Genomic DNA, 21,754 nt, shown 5'->3' on the forward strand with positions numbered 1-21,754 from the left:
TTGCTGTTTTAGTTCCCCTACTCCATTTCGGGGTATTTGTTTGGATAAGCCCTCGACCGATTAGTACCTGTCAGCTCCATGCATTGCTGCACTTCCACCTCAGGCCTATCAACCTCGTCGTCTTCAAGGGGTCTTACTAATTGGGAAATCTCATCTTGAGGGGGGCTTCACGCTTAGATGCTTTCAGCGCTTATCCCGTCCGCACTTAGCTACCCAGCTGTGCTCCTGGCGGAACAACTGGTACACCAGCGGTGCGTCCATCCCGGTCCTCTCGTACTAAGGACAGCTCCTCTCAAATTTCCTGCGCCCACGACAGATAGGGACCGAACTGTCTCACGACGTTCTGAACCCAGCTCGCGTACCGCTTTAATGGGCGAACAGCCCAACCCTTGGGACCTACTTCAGCCCCAGGATGCGATGAGCCGACATCGAGGTGCCAAACCTCCCCGTCGATGTGGACTCTTGGGGGAGATAAGCCTGTTATCCCCAGGGTAGCTTTTATCCGTTGAGCGATGGCCCTTCCATGCGGTACCACCGGATCACTAAGCCCGACTTTCGTCCCTGCTCGACTTGTCAGTCTCGCAGTCAAGCTCCCTTTTGCCTTTGCACTCTGCGAATGATTTCCAACCATTCTGAGGGAACCTTGGGGCGCCTCCGTTACTCTTTAGGAGGCGACCGCCCCAGTCAAACTGCCCGCCTGACACGGTCCCCGTACCGGCTTACGGTACTGGGTTAGAACTCCGATACGATCAGGGTGGTATCCCAACGTCGCCTCCATGGAAGCTTGCGCTCCCACTTCCTAGGCTCCCACCTATCCTGTACAAATCGTATCAAAGTCCAATATCAAGCTGCAGTAAAGCTCCATGGGGTCTTTCCGTCTTGTCGCGGGTAACCTGCATCTTCACAGGTATTAAAATTTCACCGGATCTCTCGTTGAGACAGCGCCCAAGTCGTTACGCCATTCGTGCGGGTCAGAATTTACCTGACAAGGAATTTCGCTACCTTAGGACCGTTATAGTTACGGCCGCCGTTTACTGGGGCTTCGGTTCACAGCTTCGGGTTTAACCCCTAACCGCTCCCCTTAACCTTCCAGCACCGGGCAGGCGTCAGCCCGTATACTTCGCCTTGCGGCTTCGCACAGACCTGTGTTTTTGCTAAACAGTCGCTTGGGCCTTTTCACTGCGGCCCCCTCGAGCTATTCACTCTACCGGGGCACCCCTTCTCCCGAAGTTACGGGGTCATTTTGCCGAGTTCCTTAACGAGAGTTCTTCCGCGCGCCTTAGAATTCTCTTCTCGCCTACCTGTGTCGGTTTGCGGTACGGGCACCTTCTCCTGGCTAGAGGCTTTTCTCGGCAGTGTGAGATCATGACCTTCGGTACTGTAAATTTTCCCTCCCCATCACAGCCCAGCCTTACGGTGTGCGGATTTGCCTACACACCAGCCTCACTGCTTGGACGGGGCATTCCATCGCCCCGCGTCACTACCCTCCTGCGTCACCCCATCGCTCGTAGCGGATTATGGTGGTACAGGAATTAGAGCCTGTTGTCCTTCGACTACGCCTTTCGGCCTCGCCTTAGGTCCCGACTTACCCTGAGCGGACGAACCTTCCTCAGGAACCCTTAGGCTTTCGGCGGATCAGATTCTCACTGATCTTTTCGTTACTCATACCGGCATTCTCACTTGTATGAAGTCCAGCGCTCCTTACGGTACACCTTCAACCTACATACAACGCTCCCCTACCCCTGATCTTACGATCAAGCCATAGCTTCGGTGGTGTGTTTAGCCCCGTTACATTTTCGGCGCAGAGTCACTCGACCAGTGAGCTATTACGCACTCTTTAAATGGTGGCTGCTTCTAAGCCAACATCCTGGTTGTCTGTGCAACTCCACATCCTTTCCCACTTAACACACACTTGGGGACCTTAGCTGATGGTCTGGGCTGTTTCCCTTTTGACAATGGATCTTAGCACTCACTGTCTGACTCCCGGTGAATCAGTCTATGGCATTCGGAGTTTGACTGAGCTTGGTAACCCTTGCGGGCCCCGCACCCAATCAGTGCTCTACCTCCACGACTGTCACACCGAGGCTAGCCCTAAAGCTATTTCGGGGAGAACCAGCTATCTCCGAGTTCGATTGGAATTTCTCCGCTACCCCCACCTCATCCCCGCACTTTTCAACGTACGTGGGTTCGGGCCTCCAGTGCGTGTTACCGCACCTTCACCCTGGACAGGGGTAGATCACACGGTTTCGGGTCTACGCCTACAAACTAAATTCGCCCTATTCAGACTCGCTTTCGCTGCGGCTCCGGCTTCTCGCCTTAACCTTGCTTGCAAACGTAACTCGCCGGTTCATTCTACAAAAGGCACGCCATCACCCATATAGAGGGCTCTGACTTCTTGTAAGCACACGGTTTCAGGTTCTGTTTCACTCCCCTTCCGGGGTGCTTTTCACCTTTCCCTCACGGTACTGCTTCACTATCGGTCGCTAGGGAGTATTTAGCCTTACCAGATGGTCCTGGCAGATTCATACGGGGTTTCACGTGCCCCGCACTACTCGGGATCCGTCTCGGAGGGCAGAGACTTTCGATTACAGGGCTTTTACCTTCTCTGGCCGGCCTTTCCAGACCTGTTCGTCTAACCTCCGCCTTTGTAACTCCATGTGAGACGTCCCACAACCCCGAAGAGCAAGCTCTTCGGTTTAGGCTAATCCGCGTTCGCTCGCCGCTACTGACGGAATCACTATTGTTTTCTCTTCCTCAGGGTACTTAGATGTTTCAGTTCCCCTGGTATGCCTCTTCACCACCTATGGATTCAGTGATGAGTGACTAGGTATTACCCCAGCCGGGTTTCCCCATTCGGACATCCCCGGATCGATGCTTGCTTACAGCTCCCCGAGGCAGTTTCGTTGTTCGCCACGTCCTTCTTCGGCTCCTAGCGCCTAGGCATCCTCCGTGTGCTCTTAGTAGCTTAACCATGATTTTTCCCGAAGGAAAAACATCAAACCACTAATATCTTCACTTGTTTTGACACAAGTTCAGCTAAAAGGATTGTTCTAAAACGCAAATTTCGTTTCGTTATCCAGTTTTCAAGGATCAAGTTTCTTCGCCATTTTACCGGCGGAAGAATATCTTATCATCTCCTGCCTCACCGTTCAACCGGCAAGTGTTGGGAAGATAAGCTTGAGAGTTGAACTCTCAAAACTGACCAACGAGTGAGTAAGTTCGCTAACCCGAGTTAGCTATTTGAATGCTTCCATCGCAGGAAGCGATTCTCCATAGAAAGGAGGTGATCCAGCCGCACCTTCCGATACGGCTACCTTGTTACGACTTCACCCCAATCATCTACCCCACCTTCGGCGGCTGGCCCCTTGCGGTTACCTCACCGACTTCGGGTGTTGTAAACTCTCGTGGTGTGACGGGCGGTGTGTACAAGACCCGGGAACGTATTCACCGCGGCATGCTGATCCGCGATTACTAGCAATTCCGACTTCATGCAGGCGAGTTGCAGCCTGCAATCCGAACTGAGACCGGCTTTTCTAGGATTCGCTCCAGATCGCTCCTTCGCTTCCCGTTGTACCGGCCATTGTAGTACGTGTGTAGCCCAGGTCATAAGGGGCATGATGATTTGACGTCATCCCCACCTTCCTCCGGTTTGTCACCGGCAGTCACTCTAGAGTGCCCACCATTACATGCTGGCAACTAAAGTCAAGGGTTGCGCTCGTTGCGGGACTTAACCCAACATCTCACGACACGAGCTGACGACAACCATGCACCACCTGTCTCCTCTGTCCCGAAGGAAAGCCATATCTCTACAGCGGTCAGAGGGATGTCAAGACCTGGTAAGGTTCTTCGCGTTGCTTCGAATTAAACCACATACTCCACTGCTTGTGCGGGTCCCCGTCAATTCCTTTGAGTTTCAGCCTTGCGGCCGTACTCCCCAGGCGGAGTGCTTAATGTGTTTACTTCGGCACCAAGGGTATCGAAACCCCTAACACCTAGCACTCATCGTTTACGGCGTGGACTACCAGGGTATCTAATCCTGTTTGCTCCCCACGCTTTCGCGCCTCAGCGTCAGTTACAGCCCAGAGAGTCGCCTTCGCCACTGGTGTTCCTCCACATCTCTACGCATTTCACCGCTACACGTGGAATTCCACTCTCCTCTTCTGCACTCAAGCCGTCCAGTTTCCAGTGCGACCCGGGGTTGAGCCCCAGGATTAAACACCAGACTTAAACAGCCGCCTGCGCGCGCTTTACGCCCAATAATTCCGGACAACGCTTGCCCCCTACGTATTACCGCGGCTGCTGGCACGTAGTTAGCCGGGGCTTTCTTCTCAGGTACCGTCACTCTCCTGGCAGTTACTCCAGAAGACGTTCTTCCCTGGCAACAGAGCTTTACGATCCGAAAACCTTCATCACTCACGCGGCGTTGCTCCGTCAGACTTTCGTCCATTGCGGAAGATTCCCTACTGCTGCCTCCCGTAGGAGTCTGGGCCGTGTCTCAGTCCCAGTGTGGCCGTTCACCCTCTCAGGTCGGCTACGCATCGTCGCCTTGGTGAGCCGTTACCCCACCAACTAGCTAATGCGCCGCAGGCCCATCCGTAAGTGACAGATTGCTCCGCCTTTCCCAAGCCTCCCATGCGAGAGACTTGATTATCCGGTATTAGCTACCGTTTCCGGTAGTTATCCCGGTCTTACGGGCAGGTTGCCTACGTGTTACTCACCCGTCCGCCGCTAACCATCAGGAGTGCAAGCACTCCTTCAGGTCCGCTCGACTTGCATGTATTAGGCACGCCGCCAGCGTTCGTCCTGAGCCAGGATCAAACTCTCCAATAAAGGTTGTTTGACTTGCTCATTTAGAAAAACTGACGAGAATTTTAATTCTCATTTATACTCACTCGTTGTTCAGTTTTCAAAGATCAACTTCGCTTTTCGTTCATCGCCGTTGTTTCAGCGGCGACTTTTATAATATATCACAGTGTTCTAGGTTTTTGCAAGAGTTTTTTTGAATTTTTTTATTTCCACTTTAACCCAACCGCTCAAACCTGCATCGCTGCAACATTATCCCTTCAATAACGGACGAATGCTAATTTAACATAATCCGGGCCCAATCGTCAACACCCATTTGCGCTTATTGTTTCACTTGCGGAAAACGGGCCCGGCGGGCATATTTGGAAAGCTCCTTGGAAGGCGCAAAGCGGGCGTACATTCTGAATATCGTTTTATACCGATTGGCGATCGCGTTCCGAATGTCCTGATCAAGCCGATGGTCGCTCATATCGAGCAGCATTTCATCCAGCTCTTTTCGCAGCACATAGTCAAGTTCCTTGCATTCTTTCTCGCTGAATAACATTCCCAGCATGACAGAACAACTCCTCTTTGGTCTTAGATTCAAATGCAGAATTAGGGGATGCATTGTTCACCTGGACTCGCCAGTTGTGCTTTAATGTTATGCACACATTTTGGGAAAATTATGAATGCAAGGAGCAAATTCATAAGCCAACAGTTAAGTCTATCAAGATCGAACCAAATAAAAAGTCAGCGTACTTTCAATAACGGCCGCAACGACCAAAAGCAAGACAACCCAGCAAGCCCCGCGGAAGAATGTTTTAAAAAACCCCCGCCAATCGACCGTTCTTTCCCCCGGATCTCTAGCGCCCAGCTCGCCCAAACTTTTGATGACCAAATAACCGAATTGCAAACCAAACCCGGAGGCGATCAGAATCGCCGGAATTTCAATAATACCGTGAGGAAGCAGTCCGCGTACAATCAAATCCAGGACATGTTCCCCTCGGCTGCCGGCCGCCGCCACCACATACCCGAGCGCCACCCCGTTCATCAGCAGAAACACGCCCGGCATTATTCCCAAAAGCCCGCCCAAAACCATGATGGCAACGCTTTTTAAGGCATTGTTCAAGAAAATAAACGTGAAGAAATGCAGCTCAGGCGTCTCCGTTTGCGATAGCTGCCGGCTGTATTCTCCTAATTTCTCCAAGTCCGACAGGATCAACCGCGTAAGCGTATCGGCGTTGGCGGCTCCCAAGGCGACTCCTGCGGCAAAAATCAAAAGGGAAACCAGCATCGCCTTGCGGTAAAGCTTCAAATCCGTCACAAATCTTTTAAAGGAAAACATGGCAACCTCCTTAAATTTCAGGGACAAGGGCGTCATAATGCAGTGGGAAAAGCATACATTGGTACAAGCGGATCAGTTCTGATCATTTCATTCTGATGACGAGAGGGGCTAAATTGCTAATGAACAATTTCTTCTATGTCCTGAACGGGAAGAAAATCAAACGATTTTTCTTTGTTTTCGCTGCGGCCCTGTTTGCCGCCGGCGTCATTTACGTGGAACGTGGCCAAGTTACCGTGTTTTCCGAAGAAAGCGCGCCTTCAGCCATTTATAGTGTCTCCACGAACAAAAAAGTCATCGCCCTGACCTTCGATATCAGTTGGGGAGACAAACGCGCCGAACCGATCCTCAAAGTGCTGAAGGATAAAAACGTGCAAAAAGCCACCTTTTTCCTTTCCGCCCCCTGGAGCAAAACCCACCCCGAACTCGTAAAAGCGATTCAGCAGCAGGGGTACGAAATCGGCAGTCACGGGTATAAGCATGTCAACTACAGCGGGCTCACCGATGAAGAGATAGCGCAGCAAATTTCGTCCGCCCACGCCGTTCTTACCGAGGTAACCGGACAACCGCCGAAGCTGCTCAGACTGCCAAACGGCGATTTTGATAAAAGAGTGCTGAAAATCGCGGCCAGCCAAGGTTACCAAGTCATCCAATGGGATACGGATTCCCAGGATTGGATGAACAAAGGCGTCCGGACGATCGCCGATCGCGTCGTAAACAAAGCCCATCCGGGAGACATCGTCCTCCTTCATGCCAGCGATTCGGTGAAGCAAACGCATGAAGCGCTGCCGATCATCATCGACGAGCTGCGAAAAAAAGGCTACGAATTCGTCACGGTCACCGATCTGCTCCAGGAAGCGAACGTGCAGGGCAACGAGGTGCGCGATCAAGCCTGGCTGCAGGAGCAACTGGACTTCGCCGCGGGTTTATGAACCCGGCAAGCGATCAGCGAAGTGAATAAAAAAAGCCCAGTGAATCGCTGGGCCTTTTTATGTATATCCTATCCTTAACGCTCCGACTTCAGAACTTTATGCAAAATCAGGATTTGATATGCGTTGCAGGCGATGAGGGGAGCAACGATCCAGGCCGTCGCCTCGGCGACCCCGATTTTCAGCACGCCGACGGTTTCCACGATCGTAACCGCCACCATGAAAAACAAGGTCGGAATCCAGGCCGTTCCGTTCGTGAATTTGGCCTTGAAGTAGGCGGTTACGATGGCCACCGCAAGTATGATGACGCCGAGGACGATGTCGGATATCCCACGTTTGTCTCCGCCGACGAATGTCCGGAAAAACAGGAGCTCCAGCAGCGCCAGCGCCGTAAGCACGAGCTGTACATACTGCCACGATTTTCTGGAAAATACGCCGGTCCCCATGTAATTGATCATCAAGTAAGCAAAAAATCCCATTTGCGAGTAGACGCTGACCATAATTCCAACGCCCAGCAAGATGCCAATATTCACCAAAACATCGGCTGCGCCGTTATATTTTACGGTGCCGGTCCACTGAATCAGCAAGCCGACGATCAGCGATACGGCCGCGCCTACGCCTATAGAAGTCGAGAACAGATAAAGCCATTTTTTCAGGTTCAAGCCCTTACACCCCCACTATCGAAATATTTTACCAACGATCCCGGCAAAAAACCATTCTTTTCAGCCTTTTCATTGGGATAATTCCATTTTGTCGCTGCATACTAAAACCAGCAGTAATGATGATAAGGAGGAAGGGAACCATGAAATTGCGGGGTACCCGTTGGTTTTTATGCTTTTTATGTACATTTGCTCTTCCGCTGGCGGCCTGCGGTTCTGAACAAAGCTCCTCCTCTTCTTCCCAGGGTGGAGGGTATAAAGAAACGAAATCGATGGTGATCGATATCCTGAAAACGGATGAAGGCAAAAAAGCGATCTACGAAGCGTTGAGCTCCCCGAGCAGCAGCGGCGGTGGTGGAAGCTCAGGCTCCGATTCCGAATCGGGTTCGGGATCCGGTTCGGGTGGAGGAAGCGGCTCCGGAAGCGGCGGCGGAACCTTTGGCGTGAAAATGCTCCTTCCGTCGCAAACCTCCAATGAAGTGAGGATGGCCGTTAAAGAAACCATTACTTCTCCGGAATATAAAAAGGAAATCGAGAAAATCATGACCGATCCTCAATTTGCCGGGGATTTTGCCAAAGCCATCAGTTCGCAAAACAAAGAGCTCCATATGCAGTTAATCAAAGATCCGACGTACCAAAAATCGATGACCGACATGATGAAATCGCCGGAAGTTATGAAGATGTTTTTGGATTTGACGAAAACCCCGGATTACCGCAAACAAGCGATGACTATCATGCAGGAATCGATGCAAAGCCCGCTGTTCCGTATGGAAGTGCGGGAACTGCTGAAAACGGTCGTTCAGGAAGAGCTGCAGCCGAAGGTTGAAAAAGCGCCGAAGAAACAAGGCGAAGGCCAAGGCGGCGGTGGCGGCCAAGAAGGCGGCGGCGAAGGCGGACAGAGCAACGAAGGCGGCGGCGGTGGCGGAGGTTCGTCTTAAGCCCCGCGCGAATACGAAAAAAGACTGGCCGGAGGTCAGTCTTTTTCGCATTTGCCGGCGATCTTTACGGCCAGCTCATCATACAGTTTACCGGTCGGCGTATCCGCTTTATATACCGAAGGCGAGAAGTCCTGCTCCGCCGGATGATTGTCCGGCGCGCCCAGCGGAATTTGCGCGAGCAGCTCGGTATGGAGCGATTCCGCTAACCGGGCGCCGCCGCCTTTGCCGAAGATATATTCCTTTTCCCCGCATTTCGAGCATTCATAATACGCCATGTTCTCGACGACGCCCAGCACCTCGTGTTCGGTTCTTAACGCCATCGCCCCCGCTCTGGCCGCCACGAAGGCCGCCGTGGCATGCGGCGTCGTTACGATGATCTCCCGGCTCTGCGGGATCATTTGGTGCACATCGAGCGCAATATCGCCCGTTCCCGGCGGAAAATCAAGGAGCAGATAATCCAGTTCGCCCCAATGAACATCGTTAAAAAATTGGCGCAGCATCTTGCCGAGCATCGGTCCCCGCCAAATAACGGGATTGTTGTCCTGAATAAAAAAGCCCATCGACATGACTTTTACGCCAAACCGCTCTACCGGGATGATCGCCCCGTCTTCCACGCCGGGCGCCTCCTCAATGCCCATCATATCGGGCACGCTGAACCCGTAAATGTCCGCGTCGATCAATCCGACCCGCTTGCCTTGGCGGGCCAGCGCGGCCGCCAGATTCACCGTAACGGTCGACTTGCCGACTCCGCCCTTCCCGCTGGCCACGGCAATAAAATGCACGCCGGACGCGGGATCAAGAATCGGCAGGTTCTCCAATCCGGCGCCGTGGCCCTTCAGTTCCCTGCCGCCCTCCGCTTGCCCGGATGCGCCGCCGAAGCCGCCGGCTTCTTCCCGCTCCCGCTCCGACGCTTCGCGGAATCGAATATGTACGTCAGGCACGCCCGCCTCGGCCAAACGATAGCGGATTTCCCGCTCTACTTCCGCCAGTTCCCCGCTGTCCTTGTCCATGCAAACTACGGTTAAAGCCACCCGGTCCTCTTTGATCATCATATCGCGAATCCATTGCATCTCCACCAGGCTTCGCTTTGTCGTCGGTTCGGCAACGGGACGCAAGGCAGCCTGAAGTTCATCCTTCGTTAACAATGAAAGCACCTCGACTTCATCAGATAATTGGCTGGTTCATCATGATGTTTATTATAGCATTACCTGACGCCGTCTGCCGGGCTTTTGATTTTTTCGCCGGAGTAATAGCGCAGTATCCCTTGATAAATCGAAGCGGCGACTTTACGCTGGTAGGCTTCGCTGCCGAGCAGCGAGGCTTCATCGGGATTGGACAGAAAGCCGACCTCCACGAGCACCGAAGGTACCTGCACCGCCTCCAGCAAATAAACGGTTTTATCCGACGGCTTGGCGACCCGGTCCGTATTTTCCAGGTTACGTTTGAGCTCTTCCTGAACAAGCGCCGCCAAATTGGCGCTATCCGCATGATTGGGGTAGTAAAACGACTGGGCCCCGCGCCAGCGCGGCGACGGAATGCTGTTCATATGAATGCTCACCAGCAGATCGGCCTGCTTCTCCTCAACAAAACGGACCCTGCGCTTCAAATCTTCCGTTTTGCGTTTGCTGTACCCTTGCGTTCCTTCACTCGCGAGATCCTTATCCACTTCCCGCGTCATGACGACGACCGCCCCGGCCTGCTGCAAATAATCGCGCAAATACAGCGATACGGCCAGATTGATGTCCTTTTCGATCAGCCCCTGCCGGCTGACCGCGCCCCCGTCCGGACCGCCGTGCCCCGCGTCAAGCGCAATAATCCGCCCCGCAAGCGGAAGGCTCCAGTATTTCCACACCTTTTGCGCAGGAGCTTGATACATCGCTATGCCGATGAGCAGGGCAACAAGGACTACGCCGATCAGCGCTTTTTTGATATGGTTCAAGGTTATCCATAACGTTACCTTATCTTTTCCGCCCATAAAAAAGCCACCTTTCTCCCTCATGACATTAACCATGATATGGGACAAGGTGGACAAATATGACTGGCCGTTAACTCGTTACTTGCGATTTCATGCCTTCGATCAGCACCTGGGCCACCTCGGGGCGGGTAAACTCCGGCGGCGGGCAGATCCCCTCGCGGAGCAGTCCCCGCACTTTAGTGCCGGACAAAGTCAGATGATCCTCTTTCGGATGCGGGCAGGTTTTGCTGGAAGCCATGTTGCCGCATTTCGTGCAAAAGAAGCTGTGCTCGAAAAAGAGCGGCGAAATGCCAAGCTCCTCGGCGGTAAAGTTCGCAAAAATCTCCTGCGCCTCATACGTTCCGTAGTAATCGCCGACCCCGGCATGATCGCGCCCGACGATGAAATGCGTACAGCCGTAATTTTTCCGCACCATTGCATGGAAAATCGCTTCACGCGGACCGGCGTAACGCATCGCCGCAGGGAATACGCCCAAAAACGTGCGGTCTTTAGGATAATAATTTTCGAGCAGCGTCAAATAGCTCTTCATCCGCACGTCCGCCGGAACATCGTCGGACTTGGTCTCGCCGACCAGGGGGTTCAAAAACAGGCCGTCCACGATCTCCAGCGCGCTCTTTTGGATGTATTCATGGGCCCGGTGCACCGGGTTGCGGGTCTGAAAGCCCACGACCGTCTTCCACCCCTTCTCGACGAATATACGGCGCGTGTCCGCCGGATCGAAGTAAAACTCCCGGAAGCGGGCCGGCTGCGGCCGATTCAGCACTTGTACCGAACCGCCGACATAATACGGCGAACGTTCAAACAGCTTTCTTACGCCAGGGTGCTCGATATCGTCGGTTTTGAAGACGTTTTTGGCTTCCTCCCCATGGTCGACTGCATAAATGCTTCCAATTTCAAGCAGCCCGTAAATAACACCGTCCTGTTCTCCGGTCAGCGCGACCTTTTCCCCTACGGCCAGCAGCTTCGCCTGCTCCTTGCTGACGGACAGGGTAATCGGGATGCTCCATACGGTACCGTCGGCCAGACGCATCCGCTGTACCACGGAACGGTAATCCGCTTCGTTCATAAACCCGGTTAACGGGGAAAAAGCGCCGACCCCAATCAGGTCCAAATCGGATATCGTCCAGGCATTGATAGGAATCGACTGAAGTTCCCGCGCCAACGCCAATAATTCATTGCGCTCCTCGCCGGTCGCGAGTCTGTTCACCAGGCTGCCGCCATGCGGTAATATCGCCGTCATTAGATCTCCCCCAATTTCCATTTCGGTTGTACCTTTCGCAACCCGCGTCTTACTTGTGCAAGCCGCATTCCGTCTTCTCCGTACCTGACCAACGCCCTGCCCGCGGATCTTCGCCAGGCATAACCGGCCGCGTGCAGTGCTCACAGCCGATGCTCGGGTAATTGCGATCGTGCAGGGGGTTGTAAATGAGCTTGTTCTCGCGGATGTAGTTCCATACGTCGTCCGATGTCCAGGCTGCCAGCGGATTAAATTTGACCAGCCCGAATTTTGCGTCGTATTCGACCTTCTTCGCATTGGCCCGGGTCGGCGCCTGGTCGCGGCGAATTCCCGTAATCCAAGCCTCGTAGCCGCCAAGCACGCGGGTCAGCGGCTCCACCTTACGGAGATTGCAGCAGGCGTTCGGATCGGATTTCCACAATTCATCCCCGTACTTCTCCGCCTGCTCCTCCGGCGTAAGCTTCGGGGATACGCGGACAAACTCCAGATTATATTGGGCCGCAATCGCATCGCGCGTCTCATAGGTCTCTTTAAAGTGAAAATCGGTGTCCAAATAAAAAATATCGGTGGATGGACTGATCTTCTGCAGCATGTCTACAATTACGACATCTTCCGCGCCGAAGCTGCAGGCGAAAGTGATGTTTGGAAACGCCTCAACCGCCCAGGCAATAATATCCTGCGGGGTAGAGTTTTCAAATTCCTCCGCCTTCGTGTGAATCAACTGTTCCTTTTCCAATAAATTCAATGATTCCGACCTCCCGTTCAGGTATGTCTAAGAATGGAATAAAACCGACTAATCAGATTAGAATTATATTTTTAAGTATAAAACATAAACATGAGAAGTCAACCCAAAAATTTCATTTTGAAAAAAAGCCCAGCTTTCCAACTTGGAAAGACTAGGCCAGTGTGTAAATTGCTACAATGATATATATGAATTGGGACATCTTTTATGTGTATGTACGAAAAAGCAAAAAGCCCTCCTCCGGGATCGGAGAAGGGCTGTATTTGCAAATATTAACGTTTCGAGAACTGAGGCGCGCGACGAGCGGCTTTGAGACCGTATTTCTTACGTTCTTTCATCCGCGGGTCACGAGTCAGGAAGCCTGCTTTTTTCAGCGCCGGACGGAATTCCGGATCTGCTTTGAGCAGAGCGCGGGAAATCCCGTGACGGATTGCGCCGGCTTGGCCGGAAATACCGCCGCCATGAGCGATGACGATAACGTCGTAGTTGCCGAGCGTTTCCGTCAAAGCCAGAGGTTGTTTTACGATCAGCTTCAGCGTTTCCAGACCGAAATAATCGTTGATATCGCGTTTATTGATGACAATGCGTCCTTCACCCGGTACAAGGCGAACACGAGCTACCGAATGTTTACGACGACCTGTCCCATAGTATTGTACTTGTGCCATGAAACTGTCCTCCCTTTTAATTATCCGCGAAGTTCGTAAACTTCAGGTTTTTGTGCCACATGTGGATGCTCTGTGCCAGCGTAAGCTTTTAATCTCAGCTTCATTTTCTCGCCTTGACGAGTTTTTGGCAGCATGCCGTGAACGGCGGACTCGATTACACGTTCAGGTTTCGTTCTCAGCAAATCCTTGGCTGTAGTCACTTTCAAACCGCCCGGATGCAGGGAATGACGATAGTACTTTTTGTTGTCCATTTTTTTGCCGGTCAGGGCGATCTTCTCCGCATTGATGACGATAACAAAGTCACCGCAGTCAACGTGTGGAGTGAATTGTGGTTTGTGTTTGCCGCGGATGAGAGCTGCAGCTTCGCTTGCCAGACGGCCCAGCGTTTTGCCTTCGGCATCGATGATATGCCATTTGCGCTCAACTTCGCCCGGCTTCGCCATATAAGTGGTACGCATGTAATGATCCTCCTTTTTTCAATCCAACTGAAAATGATCCTGCTCTTCGGGCCTGACCTTTTCCAGCACATTTATCTTCGATCGTTTCATTCATAGTTAGCAAATCTCAAATGCTTGTTTGGTCGGCTTTCTTGACTGGGGGCTGTGGGAGAGCCATCAAGAAAACACAACTTTTATTTTACAGGAAGGGCAAGTAATACGCAAGCTTTTTTTAAAAGCTTTACCGCTAAAATACCGCTTTGCGGTTAATCGAACAGATCGCCAAACACGTCAAGCACCGACTTTTTCTTCTTATGCTTATAGTGTTTGTCATAACCGTGTTGCGAGTATCGCGGATCGTATCCCTGTTGCCCCTGTTGGGGGTAGCCGCCGTACCCCTCGTTGGACTTCGGCTTTGGCCGGTCGTAATCCCGCTCGTACCACTCGTTGAAAGCCGGCCGGATTTCCCGCACTTCGCTCATCAGCTTCTCCAGCTCGCCGCGGTCCAGCCAAACCCCTTTACAATCCGGGCAAACATCGATCAAGACGCCATCCTTCTCCACTTCTCTCATGCGCACATCATTACATACCGGACATTTCATGCAAAAAACCTCCTTAGGCTCATGCCAATAATCACATTTTAAATATGTTACGTATGAGTCCATCCGGGGTTTCACAACTGAAGGGCTGTTTCGTCGTATTCGACGCTCCACAGCATCAAGCCTTTGCTTTCGGCCGTGGGGCCGGCGGCCTCGCGGTTGCGCGCTTCGAGAATGAGCGGAATGTCCTCCGGCTTACGCTTGCCCTCTCCGATCTCCAGCATCGTGCCTACAATGATGCGAACCATGTGCTGCAAAAAGCCGTTGCCGGTAAAATACAAGTGGATAACGCCCTGCCCATCACTGCCGGAAGCATCCGGCGATGTCTCCGTTTCCAGCCGGGCCTCATAAATCGTGCGAACATGACTGGGTTGGGTGGAATGGCGTGAGGCGAAGGAGGTGTAATCATGCGTACCGACCAAAAAGGCCAGCCCCAAGCGCATCGCCTCAATATCGAGCCAGCCGTAATGGTGCAGCTGGTAGTTTCGTTGAAACACGTCGGGAAAACGGTTCCCGTTGATCGTATAGCGATATGTTTTGCGTTTGGCCGACCGTCTGGAATGAAAGGATAGCGGCACCTCTCTGGCCGAAGTCACCCGGATATCGGAAGGAAGACGGCTGTTCAGCGCCAGGCACCAGCGTTCCACCGGAATCTTCGCCGCCGTCGGGAAATTAAACGGCTGCTGGCGGGCGTGTACGCCGGCATCGGTGCGTCCGGAGCCGTGGATTTTCACCCGCTCCCCGGTGAGCCCGAAGATCGCCGCTTCCAAATGGTCCTGCACGGTGTTGCCGCCTGGCTGGGTTTGAAAACCGTAATAGTTCGTGCCGTCGTAACTGACGGCCATCAGCAAATTACGCATCGCTGCTTTCCTTCCTTCCTTCCTGAGTCGCTGAGTGGTCTACATATGTTGAATTAATGGCGGGTCGGATGGAGGCAGACGTGTGAAATGTTTGCCTATTTTCCTCCCTGTTCCAAGCTCAGCTTATGTAGACTCACAGAAAAAAACTCTCCGAAAGCTTAGCCATAAGGCGAGCCGACAGAGAGTTTTACACGCTTTGGTTGGGGAGATCCCCGTCAATTAAGCCCGGTCTACCAGTTCCAGATAAACCATAGGAGCAGAGTCGCCGCGGCGAGGTCCTAATTTCAAGATACGGGTATATCCGCCCGGACGCCCGGAGTAACGAGTCGCCAGTTCATTGAACAGCTTTTGGATCGCGTCCTGCTCACCGTCGATCGATTCGCGGCGAACGTAAGCCGCCACTTGACGACGGGCGTGCAAATCTCCGCGTTTTGCTTTGGTGATCAGCTTTTCAGCGATCGAACGAACTTCTTTCGCTTTCGCCTCCGTCGTTTGGATGCGCTCGTACAAGAACAGGTCCGTTACCAGGTCACGGAACAAAGCTTTACGTGCGCTGGAATCGCGGCCCAATTTTTGGTATGCCATGAGTTTTCCCTCCTTCGCTAAAACGATTCAAGTGATCTTATTCTTCAGTGCGTAGTCCCAAACCAAGCTCCTCGAGCTTCTCTTGAACTTCCTCCAAAGATTTGCGGCCAAGGTTGCGCACCTTCATCATATCTTCTTCGGTTTTCGTCGTCAGCTCTTGCACCGTGTTAATGCCGGCACGCTTGAGGCAGTTATAGGAACGAACGGAGAGATCAAGCTCTTCAATCGTCATTTCAAGCACTTTTTCTTTCTTGTCTTCTTCCTTCTCAACCATGATTTCAGCGTCCTTCGCTTCGTCCGTCAGTCCGACGAACAGGAAGAGATGCTCGGTCAAAATTTTCGCGCCGAGGCTAACCGCTTCTTCAGGTTTGATACTGCCATCGGTCCACACTTCAAGCGTCAGCTTGTCATAGTTGGTCACTTGGCCAACGCGGGTGTTCTCCACCACATAATTGACGCGAGTAATCGGGGTATAGATCGAATCGACGGGAATGACACCAATCGGCTGATCATCTCGTTTATTCCGATCTGCCTGAACATAACCACGACCGCGGCCCGCATAAATGCGCATGTGAAGTCTCGAACCCGGTTCCATCGTTGCGATATGCAGATCCGGATTCAAAATTTCCACGTCGCTGTCCGCACGGATATCCCCTGCCGTAATCACGCCTTCGCCTTCCGCATCGATTTCGAGAATTTTCTCTTCATCGGAGTGGATTTTCAGCGAGAGAGCTTTCAGGTTCAGGATGATTTCCGTAACGTCTTCCATGACGCCCGGGATGGTCGAGAATTCATGCAGAACTCCATCGATTTGGACCGAGGTTACCGCAGCACCCGGCAAAGAAGATAGCAAAATCCGGCGAAGCGAGTTGCCCAGTGTGGTGCCATATCCACGCTCAAGTGGTTCTACTACAAATTTCCCATAGGTGCCTTCTTCGTTAACTTCTACGGTCTCAATTTTTGGTTTTTCGATTTCTATCACGAAGTACCCCTCCTTCAAAACGTCGTTCCTTTGAAACTGCCTTGTTTGCTGAAGTCGATCATGTAGTATGCCTAAACAACCATTGTTACCAAGTGGCGCTGTTGTTATACCACATTCAGTACGGCTTCATTAAACGCGGCGGCGTTTTGGAGGACGGCAGCCGTTGTGAGGAATCGGAGTCACGTCTTTAATCATGTTTACTTCAAGACCTGCCGCTTGCAGCGAGCGGATAGCGGCTTCACGGCCGGCGCCAGGACCTTTGACCATAACTTCAACAGTCTTCATGCCATGCTCCATAGCCGCTTTTGCAGCCGATTCCGCAGCCATTTGCGCGGCAAACGGCGTCGACTTACGGGAGCCTTTGAAACCGAGATTACCGGAGCTTGCCCAAGAGATCGCGTTGCCGTGCGGATCCGTAATGGTAACGATCGTATTGTTGAAGGTGGAGCGGATATGTGCCACACCAGATTCGATATTTTTCCGGTCACGACGTTTCGTGCGTACGACTTTTTTTGGTTTAGCCATTGTCTGTTATCCCCCCTTCTTATTTCTTCTTGTTCGCTACCGTACGACGAGGACCCTTGCGAGTACGGGCATTCGTTTTCGTACGTTGTCCGCGAACCGGCAAGCCGCGACGGTGACGCACACCGCGGTAGCAGCCGATTTCGATCAAACGTTTAATATTTAAGGAAATTTCACGACGCAGGTCGCCTTCCACCTTGACCGTTTTGTCGATCGTTTCGCGTAGTTTGCTAACCTCATCTTCCGTCAAATCACGAACACGAGTGTCCGGATTGATGCCTGTTTCTTTCAGGATTTTCTGGGAAGTCGTTTTACCGATTCCGAAAATGTAAGTTAAGGCGATCTCAACGCGTTTATCACGTGGCAAATCCACACCAGCAATACGTGCCATTTTACGCTACACCCCCTTCTATTAACCTTGTTTTTGTTTGTGTTTCGGATTTTCGCAAATCACCATGACATTGCCTTTGCGACGAATGACTTTGCATTTTTCGCAAATCGGCTTTACAGAAGGTCTTACCTTCATGTTGATTACCTCCTAAAAGTTTTACGTTAAGTAAAACTAACTTCGAAAGCACGAGCATGTTTTGCGCAGCAAAACGCTCTTCGTAAGATAAACCAAGTTTTACGGATGTAAAACTTTCACGTCAGCATTGGTCTGAAACAACTCAACCTGCATATTGTACCACAAAACAGCGGCATATGCCAGAGCCAACTATTTACGGTAAGTGATCCGGCCTTTTGTCAAATCATAAGGCGACAGTTGGACAACCACTTTGTCCCCGGTCAAAATACGGATAAAGTGCATCCGCAGCTTCCCGGAAACATGAGCGAGAATTTGATGGCCATTCTCCAGCTCAACCTTGAATGTTGCATTCGGCAGCGGTTCAATGACCGTGCCTTCGACTTCAATGACATCTTCTTTAGCCACAGTCAGTCTCCTTTCTCTTCAGCCTCGGAACTTTCGGATTTCAAATAGACAAGCACGGCGTGACGCAGCTTCGCGTTTGTAACCCGGCCGCTCTCCTGCAAACTATGAACAACCTCGCTGCTGACCGTGGGCAGTAGCTCAAGATGCTGGACGTTTTTTCGTTTCGGCTGGTCAAACTTGCGTTTGTCCCCGTCCGCGATCAGGACGAATCTGTCGTCCACGATCTGCACGATCACATTCACCGTCCCGGCATCCCTGCCTTTTAGAACTTTCACCAATTGGCCCGGCTGCGCTTCCGAACGTTGTTTCACATTCATCACCTACGCGTCCAGCTTTGTGAAAATTTCCATACCGTCAGGCGTTACGGCCACCGTATGCTCGAAATGAGCGCACAACGAACCGTCCACCGTAACGACCGTCCAATTGTCATCCAGCGTTTTGACATACCTTTTCCCCATGTTAACCATCGGTTCGATCGCCAGGACCATCCCGGGTTTGAGCCGCGGCCCCCGGTCAGGCATGCCGTAGTTCGGAATTTGCGGTTCTTCGTGCAGCTTGGATCCAATGCCGTGTCCGACATATTCCCGAACGACGGAAAAACCCGCAGCCTCGATATGCTGCTGAATCGCATGCGAAATCGTGAACAAACGGACATCCGGCTTGACGAGCGCCAGGCCCGCGTACAGCGATCCTTCGGTTACTTCAAGCAACCGCTTGGCTTCCGCCGAAATTTCGCCCACCGGATAGGTCCACGCCGAGTCGCCGTGGTAGCCGCGATACTCCGCGCCGATATCCAAACTGATGATATCGCCTTCGTTCAATTTGCGTTTGCCGGGAAATCCGTGTACCAATTCTTCGTTGACCGAAGCGCAAATGCTGTAAGGAAAACCGTTGTAACCCTTGAAAGACGGCACGGCGCCCTGACTGCGAATAAATTTGTCGGCGATCTGATCGAGTTCCCCCGTCGTAATTCCTGGCTCAATCGATTGCGCCATGAGCCTGTGCGTTTCCGCTACGATTCGCCCAGCTTCTCGCATAAAGCCCAGTTCCGTTTCGGATTTACAGATGATCATTACACCTAACCTCGCAGTAAAGATACGATTTCTTTCGAGACCGCATCGATTTCCTGTTCGCCGTCCACTTGGCGCAGCAAACCTTTGTCTTCATAAAACTTCAGAAGCGGTGCCGTTTTGTTGATATATTCGTCCAAACGGGTGCCTACCTTCTCCTCGGTATCGTCGGAGCGCTGGTACAGCTCGCCGCCGCATTTATCGCAGACCCCCTCCTGTTTGGGAGGATTAAAGATCACATGATAAGTGGCGCCGCAAGATTTGCAAATCCGGCGTCCGGTCAGCCGCGCCAGCAGCTTGTTCCGGTCCACTTTCAGGTCGATAACGTGGTCAAGCTTGCGTCCCAGTCCCTTAAGCAGTTCCTCCAGCGATTCCGCTTGCGAAAGGGTTCTTGGAAAGCCGTCCAATAAAAAACCTTTTTCGCAATCGGACTGCTGCAGGCGCTCGCGGACAATACCCACCGTGACGTCATCAGGCACCAGAAGGCCTTGATCAATATACTCCTTGGCTTTCATCCCTACGGGCGTTCCCTGTTTGATGGCCAAGCGGAACGCGTCGCCGGTGGAGATGTGAGGAATACCGAATTCATTGACAATGACTTCGGCCTGTGTTCCTTTTCCCGCTCCGGGAGGTCCCATGAAAAGCAGGTTCATGTCTCTCACTCCCTCCAAAAATCGCACCATGTCAATAAACAGCACGATAGGTCCCAGGCGAGCCCAGCAGCAGCCCGATCCTGGTACCTATCGCCTATTTATTGATAAAGCCTTTATAGTGACGTTTGATCAGCTGACCTTCGATCGTCTTCATCGTATCCAGCGCAACGCCGATAACGATCAGGATCGAAGTACCGCCAATAAGAACCGTACGCGGCAGATTAGCCAATGCGCCGAGGCCCATAGGCAGAATGGAGATGGCCGCGAGGAACAGGGAACCGGTCATCGTCAAGCGGGTTAGAACCCGAATGAGATAAGTTTCGGTCGCTTTCCCCGGACGAATTCCCGGAATGTATCCGCCGTTTTTCTTCATATTCTCAGCCATTTGCTGCGGGTTCATCTGTACGAACGTATAGAAGAACGTAAAACCGATGATCATGACCACATACAGCACGATTCCAAGCGGAGCACTCGTGGACAGGTTGTGGGTGACCCATTGCGCCCAGGCGTGCGTCGACCAGAAGCTGGCGATCACGACCGGGAACTGCAGCAAGGAGACCGCAAAAATGACCGGAATAACGCCCGCGGCGTTGATTTTCAGCGGAATATGCGTATTTTGCCCGCCGTACATCTTATTGCCGACAACGCGTTTGGCGTACTGCACCGGAATCTTCCGGACGGCCTGCTGGATGTAAATGACACCGATGACGATCAGTACGCACACGAGGAGAATCGCGATGGATTTCACCACGTTCATGAATGCTTGCCCTTCAACGATAAATTCCGATTTGGCGATCGTTGTGATATGCGTAGGAAACGACGCAACGATTCCGGCAAAGATGATCAGCGAGATCCCGTTGCCGATGCCTTTATCGGTAATTTGCTCACCGAGCCACATCAAGAACGAAGTGCCTGCGGTCAACACGATCGCAATAACCAGATAATCCGCAAAGGTCGCGTTCGGCACCATCTGCGTTCCATACAACCGATTGAAGCCAATCGATGTGGCAAACGCCTGAACGATAGCCAATACAACCGTACCGTAGCGGGTTACCTGGGCCATCTTCTTTTTCCCGTGCTCCCCTTGTTTAGCCCATTCCGCAAACTTCGGAACGACGTCCATGGACAAGAGCTGCACAATGATGGAAGCCGTGATATAAGGCATGATCCCGAGGGCGAAGATCGAGAAATTCGCCAAAGCGCCTCCCGAGAAGGTGTTCAAGAGCCCGAGCAGATTGTTTCCCGATTCGTTTACCGTCTGAAATACCGACGCATTAACGCCCGGAACCGGAACGAAAGATCCGATCCGGTAAATGAGAAAAATAAACAGCGTAAAGAGAATGCGGGTGCGCAAGTCCTGAACATGCCATATGTTCTTAATGGTTTTAAACATTAGATCACCTCGGTTTTACCGCCGGCAGCCTCGATTTTCTCTACCGCAGATTGGGAGAACTTGTTCGCTTTCACTGTCAATTTGACAGTAACTTCGCCGTTGCCGAGAATCTTGATGCCGCTCTTCGCGTCTTTCACGATCCCTTGTTCAAACAACAGTTCAGGAGTTACTTCCGTATCCGCCGCAAATTTGTTCAAATCTTGGATGTTGACAATCGCATACTCTTTCCGCGTCGGATTAATAAATCCGCGTTTCGGCAAGCGACGATACAACGGGTTTTGACCGCCTTCAAATCCCGGACGGACACCACCGCCGGAACGAGCGTTTTGACCTTTGTGACCACGGGTAGACGTTTTACCCATTCCGCTCCCCGTACCGCGGCCAACGCGCTTGCGCTCGTGGCGGGATCCGGGAGCCGGAGAAAGCTCATGTAACTTCATCGTTCGTTGCACC

At 52.3% G+C, this 21,754-nt stretch carries 24 protein-coding genes and 2 rRNA genes; 2 read left to right on the top strand and 24 right to left on the bottom strand.

From position 1 onward, the window contains the following. Positions 1-40: 40 nt before the first annotated feature. The 4 genes from NYE69_RS31540 to NYE69_RS31555 all read right to left on the bottom strand — a co-directional run bounded on the left by NYE69_RS31540 (position 41) and on the right by NYE69_RS31555 (position 6,127). Positions 41-2,971 (bottom strand): 23S ribosomal RNA (locus NYE69_RS31540). Positions 2,972-3,276: 305 nt separating this feature from the next. Beyond that, positions 3,277-4,830: ribosomal RNA gene (locus NYE69_RS31545) — 16S ribosomal RNA — on the bottom strand. Together the 16S and 23S rRNA genes form the textbook arrangement of a ribosomal RNA operon. Before the next feature lie 295 nt (positions 4,831-5,125). After that, positions 5,126-5,356 carry a hypothetical protein gene (locus NYE69_RS31550; RefSeq protein WP_036619573.1) on the bottom strand — a complete coding sequence of 77 codons (231 nt, stop codon included), beginning with the start codon at positions 5,354-5,356 and terminating at the stop codon, positions 5,126-5,128. 153 nt (positions 5,357-5,509) lie between these two features. After that, the gene (locus tag NYE69_RS31555) at positions 5,510-6,127 is read right to left on the bottom strand and encodes a stage II sporulation protein M (protein WP_328272047.1); all 618 of its coding nucleotides are present in this window, start codon (positions 6,125-6,127) and stop codon (positions 5,510-5,512) included. Positions 6,128-6,246: 119 nt separating this feature from the next. Between NYE69_RS31555 and pdaB the strand changes: the two genes are divergently transcribed. Beyond that, positions 6,247-7,056, top strand: a complete 810-nt coding sequence (pdaB, locus tag NYE69_RS31560; protein ID WP_340929989.1) for a polysaccharide deacetylase family sporulation protein PdaB — start codon at positions 6,247-6,249, stop codon at positions 7,054-7,056. A gap of 74 nt (positions 7,057-7,130) precedes the next feature. On the opposite strand, the gene NYE69_RS31565 is transcribed toward pdaB, so the two are convergent. After that, complete coding sequence (locus tag NYE69_RS31565) at positions 7,131-7,715, bottom strand: KinB-signaling pathway activation protein (RefSeq protein ID WP_340929991.1); 585 nt, start codon at positions 7,713-7,715, stop codon at positions 7,131-7,133. 140 nt (positions 7,716-7,855) lie between these two features. Here NYE69_RS31565 and gerD point away from each other — a divergent pair, with 140 nt between their 5' ends. Next, positions 7,856-8,650, top strand: coding sequence for a spore germination lipoprotein GerD (gerD, locus tag NYE69_RS31570; protein WP_340929994.1), 795 nt, complete (start codon positions 7,856-7,858; stop codon positions 8,648-8,650). A 35-nt stretch (positions 8,651-8,685) separates the two neighbouring features. Here gerD and NYE69_RS31575 read toward each other — a convergent pair whose 3' ends face one another. From NYE69_RS31575 to rplO, 19 genes are all read right to left on the bottom strand, one after another. Beyond that, complete coding sequence (locus tag NYE69_RS31575; RefSeq protein ID WP_340929996.1) at positions 8,686-9,795, bottom strand: Mrp/NBP35 family ATP-binding protein; 1,110 nt, start codon at positions 9,793-9,795, stop codon at positions 8,686-8,688. A gap of 59 nt (positions 9,796-9,854) precedes the next feature. Next, positions 9,855-10,625: an N-acetylmuramoyl-L-alanine amidase CwlD gene (cwlD, locus tag NYE69_RS31580; protein WP_328270495.1), complete on the bottom strand. Its 771-nt coding sequence runs from the start codon at positions 10,623-10,625 to the stop codon at positions 9,855-9,857. A 70-nt stretch (positions 10,626-10,695) separates the two neighbouring features. Then, on the bottom strand, positions 10,696-11,865 hold the full coding sequence (gene sat / locus NYE69_RS31585) for a sulfate adenylyltransferase (RefSeq protein WP_340929998.1): 1,170 nt from the start codon (positions 11,863-11,865) through the stop codon (positions 10,696-10,698). 49 nt (positions 11,866-11,914) lie between these two features. Continuing rightward, positions 11,915-12,607 carry a phosphoadenylyl-sulfate reductase gene (locus NYE69_RS31590; RefSeq protein ID WP_340930001.1) on the bottom strand — a complete coding sequence of 231 codons (693 nt, stop codon included), beginning with the start codon at positions 12,605-12,607 and terminating at the stop codon, positions 11,915-11,917. A gap of 269 nt (positions 12,608-12,876) precedes the next feature. Then, complete coding sequence (gene rpsI / locus NYE69_RS31595) at positions 12,877-13,269, bottom strand: 30S ribosomal protein S9 (protein ID WP_036619558.1); 393 nt, start codon at positions 13,267-13,269, stop codon at positions 12,877-12,879. A 20-nt stretch (positions 13,270-13,289) separates the two neighbouring features. Further along, positions 13,290-13,727 (bottom strand): 50S ribosomal protein L13, encoded by a 438-nt coding sequence (gene rplM / locus NYE69_RS31600; protein ID WP_328270492.1) that lies wholly within the window; start codon positions 13,725-13,727, stop codon positions 13,290-13,292. Between the two features lie 245 nt (positions 13,728-13,972). Further along, entirely contained in the window at positions 13,973-14,308 is a 336-nt protein-coding gene (locus NYE69_RS31605; protein WP_036619554.1) for a TFIIB-type zinc ribbon-containing protein, read from the bottom strand. A gap of 71 nt (positions 14,309-14,379) precedes the next feature. Beyond that, entirely contained in the window at positions 14,380-15,165 is a 786-nt protein-coding gene (gene truA / locus NYE69_RS31610; RefSeq protein WP_340930005.1) for a tRNA pseudouridine(38-40) synthase TruA, read from the bottom strand. A gap of 219 nt (positions 15,166-15,384) precedes the next feature. Further along, positions 15,385-15,750 (bottom strand): 50S ribosomal protein L17, encoded by a 366-nt coding sequence (rplQ, locus tag NYE69_RS31615; protein WP_326043852.1) that lies wholly within the window; start codon positions 15,748-15,750, stop codon positions 15,385-15,387. Between the two features lie 37 nt (positions 15,751-15,787). Continuing rightward, positions 15,788-16,732 (bottom strand): DNA-directed RNA polymerase subunit alpha, encoded by a 945-nt coding sequence (locus NYE69_RS31620; protein WP_036619549.1) that lies wholly within the window; start codon positions 16,730-16,732, stop codon positions 15,788-15,790. A 129-nt stretch (positions 16,733-16,861) separates the two neighbouring features. Next, a complete protein-coding gene (gene rpsK, locus NYE69_RS31625; RefSeq protein WP_036619547.1) occupies positions 16,862-17,257 on the bottom strand; it encodes a 30S ribosomal protein S11 in 396 nt (131 codons plus the stop codon). A 19-nt stretch (positions 17,258-17,276) separates the two neighbouring features. Beyond that, positions 17,277-17,645 (bottom strand): 30S ribosomal protein S13, encoded by a 369-nt coding sequence (gene rpsM, locus NYE69_RS31630; protein ID WP_016310723.1) that lies wholly within the window; start codon positions 17,643-17,645, stop codon positions 17,277-17,279. Positions 17,646-17,666: 21 nt separating this feature from the next. After that, a complete protein-coding gene (gene rpmJ / locus NYE69_RS31635) occupies positions 17,667-17,780 on the bottom strand; it encodes a 50S ribosomal protein L36 (protein WP_003333770.1) in 114 nt (37 codons plus the stop codon). A 189-nt stretch (positions 17,781-17,969) separates the two neighbouring features. Then, a complete protein-coding gene (infA, locus tag NYE69_RS31640) occupies positions 17,970-18,185 on the bottom strand; it encodes a translation initiation factor IF-1 (protein WP_006212898.1) in 216 nt (71 codons plus the stop codon). Between the two features lie 2 nt (positions 18,186-18,187). Beyond that, positions 18,188-18,502, bottom strand: coding sequence for a KOW domain-containing RNA-binding protein (locus tag NYE69_RS31645; RefSeq protein WP_036619545.1), 315 nt, complete (start codon positions 18,500-18,502; stop codon positions 18,188-18,190). 3 nt (positions 18,503-18,505) lie between these two features. Next, positions 18,506-19,258: a type I methionyl aminopeptidase gene (gene map, locus NYE69_RS31650; RefSeq protein WP_036619543.1), complete on the bottom strand. Its 753-nt coding sequence runs from the start codon at positions 19,256-19,258 to the stop codon at positions 18,506-18,508. Between the two features lie 5 nt (positions 19,259-19,263). Beyond that, positions 19,264-19,908, bottom strand: a complete 645-nt coding sequence (locus NYE69_RS31655; protein WP_328270489.1) for an adenylate kinase — start codon at positions 19,906-19,908, stop codon at positions 19,264-19,266. 94 nt (positions 19,909-20,002) lie between these two features. Next, positions 20,003-21,301, bottom strand: a complete 1,299-nt coding sequence (secY, locus tag NYE69_RS31660) for a preprotein translocase subunit SecY (RefSeq protein ID WP_340930011.1) — start codon at positions 21,299-21,301, stop codon at positions 20,003-20,005. Continuing rightward, complete coding sequence (rplO, locus tag NYE69_RS31665) at positions 21,301-21,741, bottom strand: 50S ribosomal protein L15 (RefSeq protein ID WP_036619537.1); 441 nt, start codon at positions 21,739-21,741, stop codon at positions 21,301-21,303. Before rplO ends, secY begins: the two co-directional genes overlap by 1 nt. Positions 21,742-21,754 lie beyond the last annotated feature (13 nt).

The organism is Paenibacillus sp. FSL R5-0527 (assembly GCF_038008055.1).
Classification (GTDB): Bacteria; Bacillota; Bacilli; order Paenibacillales; family Paenibacillaceae; genus Fontibacillus; species Fontibacillus macerans.

Excerpts from the sequence above, each read along its gene's own strand:
- rplO (WP_036619537.1), bottom strand. The coding sequence starts at position 21,741 with ATGAAGTTACATGAGCTTTCTCCGGCTCCCGGATCCCGCCACGAGCGC.
- rpsM (WP_016310723.1), bottom strand. The coding sequence starts at position 17,645 with ATGGCACGTATTGCTGGTGTGGATTTGCCACGTGATAAACGCGTTGAG.
- map (WP_036619543.1), bottom strand. The coding sequence starts at position 19,258 with ATGATCATCTGTAAATCCGAAACGGAACTGGGCTTTATGCGAGAAGCT.
- NYE69_RS31605 (WP_036619554.1), bottom strand. The coding sequence starts at position 14,308 with ATGAAATGTCCGGTATGTAATGATGTGCGCATGAGAGAAGTGGAGAAG.
- secY (WP_340930011.1), bottom strand. The coding sequence starts at position 21,301 with ATGTTTAAAACCATTAAGAACATATGGCATGTTCAGGACTTGCGCACC.
- pdaB (WP_340929989.1), top strand. The coding sequence starts at position 6,247 with ATGAACAATTTCTTCTATGTCCTGAACGGGAAGAAAATCAAACGATTT.
- rplQ (WP_326043852.1), bottom strand. The coding sequence starts at position 15,750 with ATGGCATACCAAAAATTGGGCCGCGATTCCAGCGCACGTAAAGCTTTG.
- NYE69_RS31655 (WP_328270489.1), bottom strand. The coding sequence starts at position 19,908 with ATGAACCTGCTTTTCATGGGACCTCCCGGAGCGGGAAAAGGAACACAG.
- rplM (WP_328270492.1), bottom strand. The coding sequence starts at position 13,727 with ATGCGTACCACTTATATGGCGAAGCCGGGCGAAGTTGAGCGCAAATGG.
- NYE69_RS31555 (WP_328272047.1), bottom strand. The coding sequence starts at position 6,127 with ATGTTTTCCTTTAAAAGATTTGTGACGGATTTGAAGCTTTACCGCAAG.
- cwlD (WP_328270495.1), bottom strand. The coding sequence starts at position 10,625 with ATGGGCGGAAAAGATAAGGTAACGTTATGGATAACCTTGAACCATATC.
- NYE69_RS31645 (WP_036619545.1), bottom strand. The coding sequence starts at position 18,502 with ATGAATGTGAAACAACGTTCGGAAGCGCAGCCGGGCCAATTGGTGAAA.
- sat (WP_340929998.1), bottom strand. The coding sequence starts at position 11,865 with ATGACGGCGATATTACCGCATGGCGGCAGCCTGGTGAACAGACTCGCG.
- rpsI (WP_036619558.1), bottom strand. The coding sequence starts at position 13,269 with ATGGCACAAGTACAATACTATGGGACAGGTCGTCGTAAACATTCGGTA.
- gerD (WP_340929994.1), top strand. The coding sequence starts at position 7,856 with ATGAAATTGCGGGGTACCCGTTGGTTTTTATGCTTTTTATGTACATTT.
- truA (WP_340930005.1), bottom strand. The coding sequence starts at position 15,165 with ATGCGTAATTTGCTGATGGCCGTCAGTTACGACGGCACGAACTATTAC.
- NYE69_RS31550 (WP_036619573.1), bottom strand. The coding sequence starts at position 5,356 with ATGCTGGGAATGTTATTCAGCGAGAAAGAATGCAAGGAACTTGACTAT.
- rpmJ (WP_003333770.1), bottom strand. The coding sequence starts at position 17,780 with ATGAAGGTAAGACCTTCTGTAAAGCCGATTTGCGAAAAATGCAAAGTC.
- rpsK (WP_036619547.1), bottom strand. The coding sequence starts at position 17,257 with ATGGCTAAACCAAAAAAAGTCGTACGCACGAAACGTCGTGACCGGAAA.